We start from the raw sequence: 14,491 nt of genomic DNA on the forward strand, positions 1-14,491 counted from the left end.
GTAACCCCACGGTGAGGGCCGTCTTGTGATGTGAGGCGGAACGTTGGATGTCCTAGTGCAAGCACTAGGAATAGTCCTATGACCATGCAGCAAATCGAAGTGATCACCTCTGTGGAGCGCCGTCGTCGCTGGTCTCGCGCAGAGAAGGAGCGGCTGGTTGCGGCCTGCCTCGAGCCGAATGCCAGCGTATCTGAGATTGCCCGGTCGGCAGGCATCCACGCGGGTCAGTTGTTCCGGTGGCGCAAAGAACTCTGCCAGGTCTCACCGCCGCCAGCGCGGCAGTTTATTCCCGTAGAAGTCGCGGCCTTGCCTGCGCCTGATCCGGTGGAGACAACACTGCCACCTCGACCGCGCAAGAAGATAAGCATTGTGACGATCGAGCTTGGCCGCGGCCGGCGCATTCGTGTGGAGAGCGATGTCGATACTGAAGCGCTCGCTCGGATCCTCGACGTGGTCGAGCGGCGATGATCCCGGTTCCGAGCGGCGTTAAGGTCTGGCTGGCGACCGGACACACAGACATGAGGAAAGGCTTCCCCGGCTTGTCGTTGATGGTGCAGGAGACGCTGAAGGGGGATCCGCATTGCGGCCACCTATTCTGCTTCCGTGGGCGTCGGGGCGGGCTGATCAAGGTGATCTGGCACGACGGCCAAGGTGCCTGTCTGTTCACGAAGAAGCTGGAGCGCGGCCGCTTCATATGGCCGTCAGCGGCTGACGGCACGGTGGTCATAACTCCTGCACAGCTCGGCTATCTGCTTGAAGGGATTGACTGGCGAATGCCGCAAAAAACCTGGCGTCCAAGCTCGGCTGGGTAGCGGAAATGGCTGGAAAGGCAAGACCGAATATGATTCCATCTGGTCATGACCGAAGCGGCCGATCAGCTTCCCGACGACCTTGCCAGCGCTCACGCGATGATCCTCGCCGAGCGCGCCGCCCGTCGTGAAGCCGAGGCTGTTGCTGCTCGTGCGCAAGCTGTGAACTCCCATTCCGATGCGCTGATTGCCCGGCTGAGACTGGAGATCGAGAAGCTCAAGCGCGACATCCATGGCAGCCGCTCGGAGCGAAAGGCCCGCCTTCTCGAACAGATGGAATTGCAGCTCGAAGAGCTGGAGGCCGACGCCAGCCAGGACGAACTGGCCGCGGAGATTGCGGCACGATCATCGACAGTCAAAACCTTTGAGCGCAAGCGTCCATCGCGCAAACCGTTTCCGGAGCATCTGCCGCGCGAGCGCGTTGTGATTGCCGCTCCTCAAAGCTGCCCCTGCTGCGGCTCGGCCAAATTGTCAAAGCTGGGCGAGGACATCACTGAGACCCTGGAAGTGATCCCGCGCCAGTGGAAAGTCATCCAGACGGTGCGCGAGAAGTTCTCGTGCCGAGAATGCGAGAAGATCGCCCAGCCGCCAGCCCCGTTCCATGTGACACCGCGCGGCTTCGCGGGGCCGAACCTTTTGGCCATGATCCTGTTTGAGAAGTTCGGCCAACACCAGCCGCTGAATAGGCAAAGCGAGCGTTATGCCCGAGAAGGCATCGACCTCAGCCTTTCGACACTCGCCGACCAGGTCGGTGCCTGCGCCGCGATCTTGAAGCCCTTGCACCGATTGATAGAAGCGCACGTCCTTTCCGCCGAGCGGCTGCATGGCGACGACACCACGGTGCCGATCCTGGCGAGGGGAAAAACCGAAACTGGCCGCATATGGACTTATGTCAGGGATGACCGGCCGTTCGGCGGAACATCGCCACCGGCAACCCTCTATTATGCCTCGCGAGATCGTCGCCAGGAGCATCCCGAGAGGCATCTCAAGACCTTCACCGGCATTCTGCAGGCAGATGCATATGGCGGCTACAACCCGCTCTTCAAGTCGGAGCGTGCTTCCGGTCCATTGACGCAGGCGCTTTGCTGGGCTCACTCGCGCCGCAAGTTCTTCGTCCTGGCTGACATTGCAACGAACGCCAAGCGCGGAAAAAATGCGACGCCGATCTCGCCAGTGGCGCTTGAGGCTGTGAGGCGGATCGATGCACTGTTTGATATCGAGCGCGACATCAAAGGACTTTCTGTCAACGAACGCTTGCAGCGGCGTCACAAGGACAGCCGCCCCCTCATCGACGAGCTTGAGGCTTGGCTGCGAGGCGAACGGGGAAAACTATCGCGCAGCTCACCTGTCACCGAGCCGATCGATTACATGCTCAAGCGCTGGGACGGCTTCACATCCTTCCTCAGCGACGGCAGGATTTGCCTGACCAACAATGCGGCTGAACGAGCCCTGCGCGGCTTCGCTCTCGGCAGAAAATCGTGGCTCTTTGCAGGTTCCGATCGCGGTGCAGATCGTGCTGCCTTCATGGCGACGATGATCATGACGGCAAAGCTCAACGACATTGATCCTCAGGCCTGGCTGGCTGATGTCTTGTCTAATATTGCGGATATGCCGGTCACGAGGCTTGAAGAATTGCTCCCATGGAATTGGAGCCCGCCGACCGCAGCAGCCCACGAAGCTGCCTGATATGCGGCCTTCACCGTATGCTTACTATTTCCCAATCGTATAGGCAATGCTCTTGTGAGAAATCGGTAGAACTATATGTGGAATACCGTCACCAGATTTAACTTCATAGCGCGGAAAGTCGTGTGGTGGTCTGGTTAGAAAGGTCTTGCCGTGACCCACTCCAACACTTCTTGGCATTGGTACGTGCTCATCCCGGTCGTGAGCGTTGTTATGGCGCTTGGCACGAATACCAAGCCATTCCACCACATCAGTAACTGATATTGCCCCGTCGCCGTCTCGATCTGCTTCGTGACGAGAATGGGATAAGGCGTCACAAATTACAGCTGTCAAAAAGCCAGCCTTCAGAAAATCAAACTCCCTGGCGGATTCCAGCGCATCGCTCGCCAAAATCATTTCAAACAGATCGCTTTTTTGAAATCCAATGTCCTCCATTTTAATCCGGGAGGTTGATCCCAAACGCAGGCCGGTTCTGCCAACCACTTGCCCGGCGTTACAGCAATCAAGCACCAGCAGCTTGTTGCCTGCCTTGCACTTTCTCATCGCAGCCAACACCTCGTCACCGCGTAAGCAGGTGCCCATCAGGCTGTTTGGCCTTGAATCCGCAAACAAGAAGAATAGGTCATTCCCGTCAAGCATACCGTGACCTACAAGGTATACTAGAAACGTATCCTCTTCGGTGCAGCTGTCACTTGCTAGAAAAAGCTTGCTCCTTGCCGTTGCGGCGTCCGACCCAATTAAACCTTGAACAGTAAAATTGCAGGCAAGGTCTGATAGAATGGCAGTCACGTTGTGAGCATCGGTCTCGGCATACTTAAGCTGGTTTAGGTCTTGAGGGCCGTTAGAAGCAATGACAACCGCGCGACGCATTATGATTCACTTACGGATAGTTCGACCCCGTTCCTTGTGATTGTTGTCTTGGTCGCCATCTTGGGATCGCCTGGCCCGCGGTCCGCGGTGGAAGCCTCTGACCATACGAAAATCGGCTGGCCGTCATTATCCCGTATCACCTCGCCCCTCCCATCGAGCGCCGGTTTGAGTTCCCGTTTATAAACAATCACCGGCTTATTTATAAGAGTGGCAAGCACCCTCGTTATTAGCGGCGTTGCTGCGGCTACCGCGATGGAAGAGCCGATCAAAATCGACATCACATCGCGGTGTCCAGCCTTTACCGCCGGATCGCTAACCGCCTTGAGATCGTGCACTCCGGCCTTCTTCAATACGTCCGCTGGGCTTAAATTATTAGCGTGAAGCTTCCGAAGTATATCGGAGCTAAAGAAAAGATACTGTTCGTCAGACTTGGAATTTTCCATTTCAACAGCTCCCTTATATACATGGGTTGCCCTTGGTCATTGAGTTAAGAATGGATAGATTACATCCTAGCATATTGAGAGGCCGTCGACTATCTACAACCGTGATGAAGTCGTAGCAGATGCCTGCGAGGCATTTTCACCCTTTCGTGCAGCTAGAGGGTCCGCTTGGGTCGGTTGCGGTTCACGGTCTCTAGAAATGCAGCGCCCTCAGTCCATTCCTCGAACTCGCCGAGCCTCGGCTCTATCGTGCGTGCGTGCCCCTGAAGCGGTTTTCTTCGCTTTCATCAATGAAAATTGCGGCTCTTCACTTTGAGCTGATCAATATGCAGATTAGGAATAACGATGTCGCGCGACTTGATTCATTGGCCTGACGGCTCGCGCGAATCCGGCCCGCCGGGCGTGCCGTGAGCGAATTCATCACCTCTCCCTGTCGGCGGGTCACGACATCGCCCTCCCTCTGGATACGCCCGTTGACGCACCAGCACCAGCCCAGCCGCCATCAGCCAGCGGCCGTCACGGGCCGAAATCGCTTCCGTGCAGGTGACGATCCGGCGTTCCGCGAGTTCCCGACGCAAGAAGCTGACAGGATGTTCGCGCAAAGTCAGCCCGGTGTGCCCCTAGTCCGGGACCACATTATGACCTGCGTCATCTGCCGAAGTTCGACCGCTGGTTCCTGTTGCTCGGCAATGGTTCTTGCCTCCCGCTCCGCCGCAGCCGCGAAGAGCGGCAAGGCTCGTCTCGCAAATGCCTTGATCGCCCAGAGCGCATCGCGACGCTCCGATCCAAGAGAGGGCCGAAAGGCGTCTCCTTCAGCCAGCTCCACCAGCGATGCAGCAGGAACGCCTGACCGCCGCCACATATCGTCGACGCTGTCGAAGGGCTGATCGGCACGGGTAGCAAAGATCTGGGCAACATCCGCAGTTGCAAGGCCGCGTAGCGGTCATGTCCAGAGATGAGTAGCAACAACAGCCTAAAATACATTAAGCTAATCGAGTTCTCAAAGTGGCTGTGCAATCTACTTGGGCAAGGATCGCCTCTCGCCAAGAGCTTTTCCATCCGCCGGAGTAGGACGGCTAAAACTTTAACATAAAGGAATCCTGTGTCTTCAGGATTTACTGTTAGGTACTGCGTCAATGGGATCAGGGAGCTGACTATGTTTCATCGCATTTGGTTTTGCATTTGTATGATTACTGCATCCACCTCTTCAGCGTTGGCAGAGGACATGGTTTTGAGTGGTGGGGCTAAGTGGCTTGTCCTTGCTTCAAGTGAATCGCTTGTAGAGGTGGGCGGTGTGGTCGATGCCTACGGAGGCATCGACGACCTGAGGATCGTTCGCGTTCGGAATGGTCGCTTTGCACTTGTCTCTGGACCGGTTGTCAATTTCGATCTTGATAAGTCGAAGAAGAATGGGTCGATCAAGCCCGACGCGTTTCTGGACAGTGGATCGCAGCTCCTTGAGACGGTGCTGGTTATAAGCCAACCCCAATCCGCGCACTCCAACGCTCCCCCCAGCCCAGTGGCGACGGCGTCGCGCGTGGACGGTTGTAAGACGATAGCCTCGGATGCTGAGCGCCTAGCATGCTATGATGCTACAGCAGGGCGAAACCTGTCTGGGCCAATGACCTCAAACAACAGTTTGCCCGTCGAGCGAAAAGCAGCTCCTGCTCCTTCCCCTGTTTCCCTGGTTGTTCCAGCGCTCGAAAAGGTAGCGCAACGGCAAAACTATTCGGCTCCCCAACAGGCAATCGTGCCTACCTCACTTACTTTGAAAGTTCAGCGCCAAGATTTCGAACAGGACGTAATGTTTGACCGGATCGAATTTCGGGTAGCGTTCCGAAACGGCTGGAGCCAAAAAATTGTTGGCATCTCCCATCGCTTCCGCATCCTGAACGCTTTTGGGGAAGTCCTGCACCAGGGTCGCGACAACCTCGACATTCAAATTCCGCAGGGTACAACGAAGGCGTCAGATATCTTCTACTCATGGGAAGACAACCCGTTCATTCCACGCGAGGTCTACGACCGTCTGCTGCCATCGGTTACCAACGGAACCTACAAAGTGGAACTGACTGTCGAGAGAGCGATACTAGATGACGGCTCGGTACTCGAAGTAGCTAGGGCTTCTTGAACGGTCGGCTTCGCTGGCTCAGCCGATCCACGCGATGCCGTCGCCGACGTATAGCCGAGACCGAATTTTGCAGAGATTTCATGGCGCTGCAGGCGAAGATCGCCGTGCGTGGTGGAGAACTGGCGGTGATGAAGGCATTGGGCGTCGGCGCAACTCCTGTGAACAGGATCCCTGTCAACGCGGACACTTAAGAGGTCGCGCCAGACCCGCTTCCGCAAGTGCCACCAAGCTGAACGAAATCCGGCGGGCAGCTTCGGCGACCTTGATAGACAAATAACGGAAAAAGAGGTCGGAATAACTGCTTGAACTCAGACTTGGGTAGTTATACCACAATCCCAAGCAGAGAGGGGATCATGGAAGCGTTAGCCTATCAGGTTCTGCAGATCGGCGAGCTTGGATCCCTAATGTTGTCTTGGGTCATCATGCTTGCCGCTGCAGCGGCTGGCGTAGCGCTGATCAAGCCCGAGTTCAGGCTCGGGCGTCCGATGTATTTCCTGACCATGGGGCTGTCATTTTTGCTCAGCGGCGCGACTTCGCTTTTTGTTCTCGGCGTACAGGATGCCATGAAGAACAATTATCTGGCAGTTATTGTCGCTCTGATTTACGGCTCCCTGATTCCGATTGGCGTCTTTGCAGGCACCTGCGCAGCGGCTCGATCAAAGGACGCCTACGGCACACACGCTAAATGGGTATTGGCGTTCATCCCTCTCGCCAATCTGTTGTTACTGTTTGCACCGACCCAGGAAAAAACAAAATCTGGCGTCGGCCGGATCGCCAGAAATATTGTGCTCGTCGTATCAGCTCTTGCGATGATGGGAGTAGGAAGGGGATTAGGGTCGTTAGTGGAACGACAGGTAACAAGCACCGCACAGGTCGCGCAGAATGACCCTCAGCTGCAAAGCAAGGCACTTCAATACGAAGTACAGGTGAACGGGCTAGAAGCGTCACTCAATGAAGCGGCAAAGGCAATCCGGGTGCCAACGAAGCTGGATTCAATAACCACCTTAAAAGCTGTCGAGGTCGAAAACGACACCTTCCGCTATGTTTATGAAATCTCCGACACTAGCGCCAAATTCACCAGCGCCTGGCGAGACATAATGACCAATAAGTGGTGCAGATCGGAAAACTTCAAACTAATGATTGAGATCGGTGCAACCGTAGAAGGGAAATACGTTTCCCTGGCAGGTGAACCGCTTGCGGGTTTGAAAGTCAATACAGCCCTCTGTGATCAGTGGCAGGCTAAATTCCGAAAGACGATGAAAGATGCAGCAAGTGCGGTGAAGGTACCAAGCAAGCTTGATGATGTGACCACGCTTACCGCAGCAGACTACGAAGATGGAATATTCAGCTACTATTACACCGTGTCGGTGACGCCTCCCGATAATAGTTGGAAGGATTTCGTTCAACAGAACTGGTGCAAGACTGATCAATTGAAGCCGATGATGGACTTGGGCCTCGACATCCGGGGGGTTTACGCCACCGAGGCGAAGGCCCCAGTGGGTGAGGTTTTGATCAACACCGCGATATGTGGTGCTATCAAGCCGTGATGGATCGGTACCCTTTCAAATATCCCACCGCCCCATCATCTCGCACCGTTTCCTAGAGCAAATCCAGTGGCTTGCCACCGCCAAGCGTCGCCCGAAATCTTGAACCAGGTGGGGCGGGGATTCTTGGAACCGCAGCATTCTCAGTTCGCACTCGGTGTCATCTCTTCCGCACACTTGTTCAGAACCTTTTGCGCGGCCTTTCCAAGCAACCACTGCGAAATGTCGCCGTCCCACTCCGATATTTCGATCGCACTGTCTTTGCGCGATATCAGGTAGTTCTGAATCCAACTTTCCCCCTCGCCCGAACAAATTCCCATCGCGGCCACCGTGCCGTTGAGGTTGACAGGCGCTGCCAGGTCCCACCCCATTTCATAGCCGGTGAACGATATTTCCTTCCCCTTCACCTCAAAGGTGGTCGGCTGCATGGGCCGAACGTTTAAGGGACAAGGCGATTGACCACATGACCGTTCCCGCCGCGCAAGCTGCATCTTTCGCCCCGCCGAAGTGGGACCGGACACGTTCGGCTCTGATCATTTCCCGATCTTCACCGTCTGGACTCCCGGTCCCTGATCGCGTTCGAACGAAGATGTTAGCATGGGAAGAACTCGTGCCGAACTTCGCCATTGCTCGTGGCTCTCGCCGCAGGTTCTTTTAAGCTTGGTCTTCTTGCTTGAACTTCGCAGATGGCCATTTGCCATCCCGTGGCAGCTTTTGCAGCTCCTAAACAATATTCGTACCCTCGTGACGCTGCCACACCTGCGCCTCGAATATCCGTCGCGCCTCAACATCAGACCGGCGGTGAGACGGCAGGCGACCGTCACGAATGCGCTTTCGTACATGGAACAAGGGATCACCGTCGACCGGTTCATCGCCGAGCGTCGCGGCAGCTTCTTCTGGAGATATCGCCGCCTCGGTTGGCAACGGTATGCCGAGCTGCAGGACGATCTCTCCGATTGTGTCTCCCTCCACCAATTTCAGCATCATAGACGCCGTTTCTGTCGTGAGGAAACCTTGCGACCAGCTCCACAGAATGTCGTGCTCGGTGACGGGATCGACGTGATCAAAATCCCCGATCAGGTAGTAATCTGGGCGCCGATCAACGGGAGCGAGGTCCTTCAAGACCTTCAGGGCGTCAGGACCGTAATCGGTTCCTCGCTCATCTTTCGAACCGGAGCCCGTGCCATATGTCTGTTGCGGAGCCATAAATCACCTCGCCGACGACGACGTTTCGATCACGAAGCCCGGCTGGAATCCGCCGCCAGGCCGCTCGTTGCGATAACCTCTGGGATTGCAAAGAACCCGCGTCTCGCCCTCTACGTAATCTTGGAAGCAATGGACGTGTCCATGGATCCAGAAAGTCGGCTTTTTTGCCTGGATCATCGTCGACAGGTCCGAAGCAAAGGCTGCGTTCGAGATATGGCCCAGCAAACCGTGGGTCAAGTGACCTCGCGGTCGGCGCATGATGAGTGAGAACCATAGTTGTCCCCTCGAACGGTTTCGCAAGGCTGCCTCAATGTACGCCCGGCTGTCCTTGTGTCGAGAGATCATCTCCCGCGCAGAGATGTATCCGCCCTCCCCATCTCGACGTTCGTCGGACCGGTAGATTTCACGAAAATCCACAAGCGCTCGGCGGCACTCGCTGATCGCAAGGTCCCTGCGAACATCGACTGGTAGATGTCCAGCGTCGTGCGCCGTGATCTCGAACTCAGTCCAAAGCGTCGCTCCGATGATCCGGAGGTCATCCTTCCGAAATTCTTCGTTCTCCAGGACGTGGACATTCGTTCCAGCAGTCCATTTCCTCGCATATTCAAGAGCGCGGGCGATCGACGAGCCGTAGCAGTCGTGATTGCCTAATGTCACCACAACAGACATATGCGGGGCGATCTCCGCGAACAGGAAATCGATAGAACGTTCGATGTTGTTGGCGATGTCACCTGCGCAGAGACAAATGTCGGCCTCTGGAACGTCGAGACGCCGGGTCAGGAAAAAGTCCATTGGGGACGAATGAATATCGCTCACAATCCACGCCTTCATGGCCGCGCCTCCTTTCCCGTCGTCACATCATTTCCGGCTCGAAACTTGTCCGCGTTTGAGATCACGTCATTGTTGAAAGGCCTCCTGCGCCCACCTCCCTTTACCGCCTCTCGCAATTCCTCAAGACGGTTGGGCGAAACGGATCCCAACTTGTCGAGTACCTCACTCACGGCTTTCAGCAGAGGCAGCTCCTGCTCAAGGATGTCTCGGGCGCGGGCCAGCTCATCGAGCAGGATTTGATTCACTCGGTCCATCAGCCACGGAACTTGCTGCGGTCCAAATTCATCCCAACTCGTCCCCTGTCCGAACTGAAATAGGCGCTCCCCCATTCCAGCTTTAGTTTCCATGTCAAGGGCCAAGTGTGTTGCCTGCGCTAAGTCGCTGCGAGGCCCGTTTCCCGCGCCGTCGTCGTGGCTGCCCAAGATCAGCTTTTCAGCCGCGATGCCTGCGAGGCGGACGCAGATCTCATCTCGGTAGTGCTTCTCGTTCCGCAGGGATAGAACGGGAACCTCAAACGCCGCGGCCCCCGCATTTTGCAAGGCGAAGCGCGGATTGAGTTGCTTTGAGATGTAAACACCGTGAAACTTGCCATGGGCCAATCTTGTGCCGACGACCGTATGACCGGCCTCGTGAATAGCGACCGAACGCCGATACGCCCCAGTGATCAGGATCAATTTAGGTAGCTGAGAGGTGAGATCCGAAAGTCTGACGGCACGCCCTTCTTTTCGAGCGAGCCGCTTGGCATCGCGAACAACCTGCGCCAAGTCCGCACCTGACATCGCCTCCGTGAGGGGACCAAGTTCTTCCAAATCGAATGAACAATCAGCACCGAGTTGTTGACGCAGGATCGCAACTCGGTCCCCCACGTCAGGCATTCCAATTACCACATGCCTGTCCAACCTACCTGGTCGCCGAATTGCAGGGTCGATCTTGCTAGGATGATTGGTAGCGCCGATGACAATCAGTCCGTCCCGCCGTGCCGCTCCGTCGAGGACCTCCAGGAGCCCATTGACGACTTGGATCGAGTAGGAAGCGTGCTCATCGCTGAACGTGTTTCTGTCACCGATCGAGTCGAGTTCGTCGAGGAAGATGATGCTAGGCACATTGTCGATGGCAGCGGCGAAATCGGCACGCATTGCCTTCAGCAAGTCGCCAAGGTGCCCTTTTCGATTGCCACTGTGCGACCGATGTCGCCTTGAAGAAGACGCCACAAGTTTGAGCAAGCGCTCTGGCGAAGATGGTTTTGCCGACCCCTGGTGGGCCGCTCAGCAGCAAGCCTCGATCTACCTCAGACCATTTCAGTTTGCCACGTTCCCAAAGTTTCAAGTCAGCGGCAAGTTGGAGACCCCAGGCTTTAGCATCGCCATAGCCATGAAGTTCCTCCAGGAGCGGTGTTTCCTCCCCCATCGGCCTGCCCAATCCAACATCGGGAGAGATCGATTTGAGGCGGTTGAGGATTTCCGATGCCGACCTGTTTCGTCGGAGAGCGCTGATCATCAGCTCTTGCGGAAAGGCGAGGAGCTTTCGAGCCTGATTTGCGCTAACCTTCAGCTTTAGAACACTCTGGCATGCAGCCCGCAAGTCGCCTTCTTCGATTGGTCCTAGCTGGATAACGGTGTCTACAGCCACAACGATGGCTGGAGGCAAGTCTCTCGTTTCCGCCACGACGATCGCTCTCACTTTGTCGGAACACCGGCTTTCGAACTCGTTCTTCGCGCGATCCGGTTTTTCTTTCGCCGAGATGCAGACGAAACCGGCGGTGTCAGCCTCTTCCCCGTTCACACCGTCGTATAGAAAGGTTCTAACTGGGCTAGCATAGTCGCTCGCTGTCTGATTAGCAGGCGTAATCAAAGCCACGATACCAGGACCTCCCAGTTTGAAAGCTTCGAATTTGTCGAGCGCTCTCATGAGAGTACCGTAGAGCGCGTGGGTCTTTACCGAGGAGTGGATATTGTCAGTTTGCGTACCAATAGGCATGAGTGATCCTCTGCTGCTCGCGGCAGCCCATGAACTTCAACGGAATTGCGGTTAATTAGTCGCGTTTGCGGCGTACGACGGTTTCGGGTCCAATCAGCCGCTCATCCAGGTCCATGGTGATAAACCTGTGCAGCACCATCGACGCAAGGCCAGCTATGGGCTTCGTCTCTCGGAAGATGATCAGGGCTTCCGCCACCGTTAAGCTTGAGCATTCGTCTAGAGCCGCGAGGAGCCGGATCCGGTCCGACAACGCGGCTTCATATCTGGCGTACCGCAACAGATCCTGGGCATTCTTCAATCGGATACGAGGTAGGGCCGACACGTCGACAGCCTCATAGGGAAACCCAGATTCCTCGGCCTTTGACCGCGCCCAGTCAGGCGCTCCATCGTCACGCACGCCATCGACCAGAAAAGTCAGGTCTGCTCGTTTGACCATGAAATCAGGTTTGTAGATCTGTTCACCGTGCGAGAGCGAAAGCGATCGGCACGACCAGGATAGGATGTCATTATCGACATCCAAGAGACATGCAATATCCCGTGCCAGCTGATCTCTGAACAAGACCGGGCCGGTGCACCGGACCGTGCTGAGAGGATAAAAGATTTGAACAGAATTAGTCTGCGCGGAAGAGCGCAAGGAGGAGATGCTCATCATGAACCCTCGAATAAGACACGGAAGCCGATCCCCGAATGGGATGGGGGGCGGTTCAGCGGGCTATTCGTATGAGGGTGCGAGCGACGTAAATCATGCCGGAACATATACAGAACATCGGGTCACTCGTCAACAGATGGCAACCGAAATTTGGGTGTGCTTTCCAGGCTTATCTGCGACCGTCGATGCCCGCGCGGATAGAAAAGGCGAGTCAATATCTTGTCGCCGTCATATTACAGTTTAAAGTAGTGCTGCAATAACAGACTCTACCGGCACCCAACGCCGGGATATGTACTTGCATCTCAATGATCTGTGAGGCGTCGAGGAAGTAATGTCAGGCCAGTCAACGTTCACCAACGGTCGTCGCGACTTGATCACGACGACCGATCAGAAGCTTTCCAAGGCAATGGCCGATGCCAAGGCATCGGTTCGCAAGGAGGCGGTAACGGCCGAAACCGCTCCCGCTGTGGAGCCCATCGAGAGGCTCGCAATCCGGCGCGATCTGTTAGAGCCACGTCAGGCCGATCCAACTGGCTTCGAACGTATAATTGGTGAGAGTGATCTCACGTCGATCAACTATCTCGAACGCGGAAAACGCGCCGCAGCCGCGGTTTGCAGAATTAGGGTACCATCGCCTGGTGGCGAGTGGTACGGCACGGGCTTCCTGGTCGGTCCAAGACTACTTATGACGAACGCCCATGTCCTTGGAAATGAGATCGAAGCTGGCCAGGCGGAGGCGGAGTTTGGTTATGAGCACGACGTGGATGGCGTGCTCGGGTCGCCCATCCAATACAACCTTATGCCGCATGAAATCTTCTTTTCTGATCCGCAAGCCGACGTAACGTTTGTCTCAGTGGCGCCAGTTTCCGATAAAGGCATTCCGCTGGAACGTTTCGGCTGGCTCAGCCTCCTGCCTCTCTCCGGAAAAGCAGTCGAAGGGGAATGGGTGACAATCATTCAGCACCCTGGTGGCGGCCCAAAGCAGATCAGCATACGCGCGAACCAGATCGTGAACCTCGATGTTTCAGCCCTAAAATTGGATTCGTTCATCCACTACCTCACGGACACAGAGCCGGGATCCTCCGGCTCACCTGTGCTCAACGATCAATGGCAAGTCGTTGCGCTCCATCACAAGGCCGTTGCCGCTCCAGCCGATCCAGCGAAACCGACAGCGCCCGTCAAATGGATCGGAAACGAAGGAGTAAGGATTAGCGCGATCTTCAAGCTCCTTGAACGCCACCGGTTGGATGACGACGATGCCTTGCGTGTCTTGGATCGGCTTGAGCGTGCGCTGGGTTTCACGCCGATGGTCCCAGAAATTGCAGCTACGCCGTCTGAGCTACTAGAGTCCGACGGCAAGCCGTACAAGACAACCCGTTGGACAAAGCAAAACGTGGTGTATGGCTACGACCCCGACTTCCTCTCGGAAACCCTTCCTCTCGACGACATCATTGCCCCGGTCAAAGGTCAGGCCGCACCGCTTCTCAGCGGCACCGGGGTCGAGTTGGTCTATAATAAGTTCTCTGTCGTGATGCATGCGGACCGTAAGTTCGCATTGATTACGGCCGTCAACATAAACGGCTCCGCACTTAGGCACCCCGGCGATCGCCCCGGCAGTTTTCGGCGCGACGCTCGAATTGCAAACGAATATCAGCCGGATGGAGAGTTTTACGAGAAGGCCAAAGGCAAGGATAAGATCCAATTTAGCCGCGGCCATCTTGTCAGACGGTTCGATCCAGCATGGGGCGAGAGCGACGAGGAAGCTCGCGACGGCGACGCAGATTCCTTCCACTATACAAATGCCGCGCCGCAGTTTCAGACCTACAACAATGTAGATTGGGGAAATCTCGAAGACTACGTGCTAAACCAAACGCAGCTTACCGAGCGCAAGGTTACGGTATTCCAGGGGCCGATATACCGCCACGACGATCCTCCGTACGGGAAGAAACGAAAAGGCGGCCCGTGGAAAATTCCCCTATCTTTTTGGAAGATCGCGGTGGTTCAAAAAACCGCAACGACTGTTTCCGCAGCTGCCTTCATTGTTGGTCAGACCCAGTATGTGAATGCCCTCTACGAAGCGAAGGTGTTCAAAGCTCTCGCACCATATCGCTTTGAGGAATTACGGACGCGCAAGATCCAGACAACGATCGCGACCATCGAGCAGGAGACCGGGCTAAATTTTGAACGCATCCGTCCCTTCGACGCACATGACAGCCTGGAGTCAACGCGCCGAACACGGTGGCTAACGTCAGTGAACGATATCCTGATCTGACAACGCGTCGGAGGCTGGCACGGAGGCAATGTTGAGATTCGAACTTTGTGTGCCGCTTCGTGCCCGTGCATATGACAAACTG

Annotated in this window: 14 protein-coding genes and 1 pseudogene; 6 read left to right on the forward strand and 9 right to left on the reverse strand. The window is 55.9% G+C overall.

All coding sequences use genetic code 11. The features are described from left to right. The first annotated feature begins 78 nt into the window (after positions 1–78). Genes tnpA through tnpC form a run of 3 tightly spaced genes read left to right on the forward strand, consistent with a single transcriptional unit; the run spans position 79 to position 2,495 of the window. A complete protein-coding gene (gene tnpA / locus A3C3_RS0123480) occupies positions 79–468 on the forward strand; it encodes an IS66-like element accessory protein TnpA (RefSeq protein WP_022714077.1) in 390 nt (129 codons plus the stop codon). Beyond that, the gene (gene tnpB, locus A3C3_RS0123485; protein WP_022714076.1) at positions 465–812 is read left to right on the forward strand and encodes an IS66 family insertion sequence element accessory protein TnpB; all 348 of its coding nucleotides are present in this window, start codon (positions 465–467) and stop codon (positions 810–812) included. The genes tnpA and tnpB overlap by 4 nt, the downstream gene beginning before the upstream one ends. Before the next feature lie 45 nt (positions 813–857). Next, complete coding sequence (gene tnpC / locus A3C3_RS0123490) at positions 858–2,495, forward strand: IS66 family transposase (RefSeq protein ID WP_022714075.1); 1,638 nt, start codon at positions 858–860, stop codon at positions 2,493–2,495. Between the two features lie 24 nt (positions 2,496–2,519). Here the strand turns inward: tnpC and A3C3_RS0123495 are convergent, their stop codons facing one another. The 3 genes and pseudogenes from A3C3_RS0123495 to A3C3_RS43900 form a co-directional block, all read right to left on the reverse strand. Then, positions 2,520–3,362 carry a caspase family protein gene (locus A3C3_RS0123495; protein WP_022717029.1) on the reverse strand — a complete coding sequence of 281 codons (843 nt, stop codon included), beginning with the start codon at positions 3,360–3,362 and terminating at the stop codon, positions 2,520–2,522. Beyond that, on the reverse strand, positions 3,362–3,805 hold the full coding sequence (locus A3C3_RS0123500; protein ID WP_022717030.1) for a hypothetical protein: 444 nt from the start codon (positions 3,803–3,805) through the stop codon (positions 3,362–3,364). The genes A3C3_RS0123495 and A3C3_RS0123500 overlap by 1 nt, the downstream gene beginning before the upstream one ends. 284 nt (positions 3,806–4,089) lie before the next feature. Beyond that, a pseudogene (locus A3C3_RS43900) lies at positions 4,090–4,742 on the reverse strand (helix-hairpin-helix domain-containing protein); the annotation flags it as partial. Positions 4,743–4,958: 216 nt separating this feature from the next. On the opposite strand from A3C3_RS43900, the gene A3C3_RS0123510 reads away from it, so the two are divergent. Continuing rightward, entirely contained in the window at positions 4,959–5,930 is a 972-nt protein-coding gene (locus tag A3C3_RS0123510; protein ID WP_145611798.1) for a hypothetical protein, read from the forward strand. A 353-nt stretch (positions 5,931–6,283) separates the two neighbouring features. After that, positions 6,284–7,477, forward strand: coding sequence for a hypothetical protein (locus A3C3_RS0123520; protein WP_145611796.1), 1,194 nt, complete (start codon positions 6,284–6,286; stop codon positions 7,475–7,477). A gap of 140 nt (positions 7,478–7,617) precedes the next feature. Here A3C3_RS0123520 and A3C3_RS0123525 read toward each other — a convergent pair whose 3' ends face one another. The 6 genes from A3C3_RS0123525 to A3C3_RS0123545 all read right to left on the reverse strand — a co-directional run bounded on the left by A3C3_RS0123525 (position 7,618) and on the right by A3C3_RS0123545 (position 12,140). Next, a complete protein-coding gene (locus tag A3C3_RS0123525; RefSeq protein ID WP_028739937.1) occupies positions 7,618–7,902 on the reverse strand; it encodes a hypothetical protein in 285 nt (94 codons plus the stop codon). 295 nt (positions 7,903–8,197) lie between these two features. Continuing rightward, on the reverse strand, positions 8,198–8,680 hold the full coding sequence (locus A3C3_RS0123530) for a hypothetical protein (RefSeq protein ID WP_022717036.1): 483 nt from the start codon (positions 8,678–8,680) through the stop codon (positions 8,198–8,200). 3 nt (positions 8,681–8,683) lie between these two features. Then, the gene (locus A3C3_RS41705; RefSeq protein ID WP_084797012.1) at positions 8,684–9,511 is read right to left on the reverse strand and encodes a metallophosphoesterase; all 828 of its coding nucleotides are present in this window, start codon (positions 9,509–9,511) and stop codon (positions 8,684–8,686) included. Then, complete coding sequence (locus A3C3_RS47230; RefSeq protein ID WP_051154513.1) at positions 9,508–10,647, reverse strand: AAA family ATPase; 1,140 nt, start codon at positions 10,645–10,647, stop codon at positions 9,508–9,510. Before A3C3_RS47230 ends, A3C3_RS41705 begins: the two co-directional genes overlap by 4 nt. Then, on the reverse strand, positions 10,607–11,488 hold the full coding sequence (locus A3C3_RS47965) for an AAA family ATPase (RefSeq protein WP_051154514.1): 882 nt from the start codon (positions 11,486–11,488) through the stop codon (positions 10,607–10,609). The genes A3C3_RS47230 and A3C3_RS47965 overlap by 41 nt, the downstream gene beginning before the upstream one ends. A 55-nt stretch (positions 11,489–11,543) precedes the next feature. Further along, a complete protein-coding gene (locus A3C3_RS0123545) occupies positions 11,544–12,140 on the reverse strand; it encodes a hypothetical protein (protein ID WP_022717037.1) in 597 nt (198 codons plus the stop codon). Between the two features lie 328 nt (positions 12,141–12,468). Between A3C3_RS0123545 and A3C3_RS39045 the strand changes: the two genes are divergently transcribed. After that, the gene (locus tag A3C3_RS39045; protein ID WP_022717038.1) at positions 12,469–14,409 is read left to right on the forward strand and encodes a DNA/RNA non-specific endonuclease; all 1,941 of its coding nucleotides are present in this window, start codon (positions 12,469–12,471) and stop codon (positions 14,407–14,409) included. The last annotated feature ends 82 nt before the right edge of the window (positions 14,410–14,491 follow it).

It is taken from the genome of Rhizobium mongolense USDA 1844, assembly GCF_000419765.1.
Taxonomy (GTDB): domain Bacteria; phylum Pseudomonadota; class Alphaproteobacteria; order Rhizobiales; family Rhizobiaceae; genus Rhizobium; species Rhizobium mongolense.

Excerpts from the sequence above, each read along its gene's own strand:
- A3C3_RS0123520 (WP_145611796.1), top strand. The coding sequence starts at position 6,284 with ATGGAAGCGTTAGCCTATCAGGTTCTGCAGATCGGCGAGCTTGGATCC.
- A3C3_RS39045 (WP_022717038.1), top strand. The coding sequence starts at position 12,469 with ATGTCAGGCCAGTCAACGTTCACCAACGGTCGTCGCGACTTGATCACG.
- A3C3_RS0123510 (WP_145611798.1), top strand. The coding sequence starts at position 4,959 with ATGTTTCATCGCATTTGGTTTTGCATTTGTATGATTACTGCATCCACC.
- A3C3_RS0123545 (WP_022717037.1), bottom strand. The coding sequence starts at position 12,140 with ATGATGAGCATCTCCTCCTTGCGCTCTTCCGCGCAGACTAATTCTGTT.
- tnpB (WP_022714076.1), top strand. The coding sequence starts at position 465 with ATGATCCCGGTTCCGAGCGGCGTTAAGGTCTGGCTGGCGACCGGACAC.
- A3C3_RS0123500 (WP_022717030.1), bottom strand. The coding sequence starts at position 3,805 with ATGGAAAATTCCAAGTCTGACGAACAGTATCTTTTCTTTAGCTCCGAT.
- A3C3_RS0123530 (WP_022717036.1), bottom strand. The coding sequence starts at position 8,680 with ATGGCTCCGCAACAGACATATGGCACGGGCTCCGGTTCGAAAGATGAG.
- tnpA (WP_022714077.1), top strand. The coding sequence starts at position 79 with ATGACCATGCAGCAAATCGAAGTGATCACCTCTGTGGAGCGCCGTCGT.
- tnpC (WP_022714075.1), top strand. The coding sequence starts at position 858 with ATGACCGAAGCGGCCGATCAGCTTCCCGACGACCTTGCCAGCGCTCAC.
- A3C3_RS0123525 (WP_028739937.1), bottom strand. The coding sequence starts at position 7,902 with ATGCAGCCGACCACCTTTGAGGTGAAGGGGAAGGAAATATCGTTCACC.
- A3C3_RS41705 (WP_084797012.1), bottom strand. The coding sequence starts at position 9,511 with ATGAAGGCGTGGATTGTGAGCGATATTCATTCGTCCCCAATGGACTTT.
- A3C3_RS0123495 (WP_022717029.1), bottom strand. The coding sequence starts at position 3,362 with ATGCGTCGCGCGGTTGTCATTGCTTCTAACGGCCCTCAAGACCTAAAC.
- A3C3_RS47965 (WP_051154514.1), bottom strand. The coding sequence starts at position 11,488 with ATGCCTATTGGTACGCAAACTGACAATATCCACTCCTCGGTAAAGACC.
- A3C3_RS47230 (WP_051154513.1), bottom strand. The coding sequence starts at position 10,647 with ATGCGTGCCGATTTCGCCGCTGCCATCGACAATGTGCCTAGCATCATC.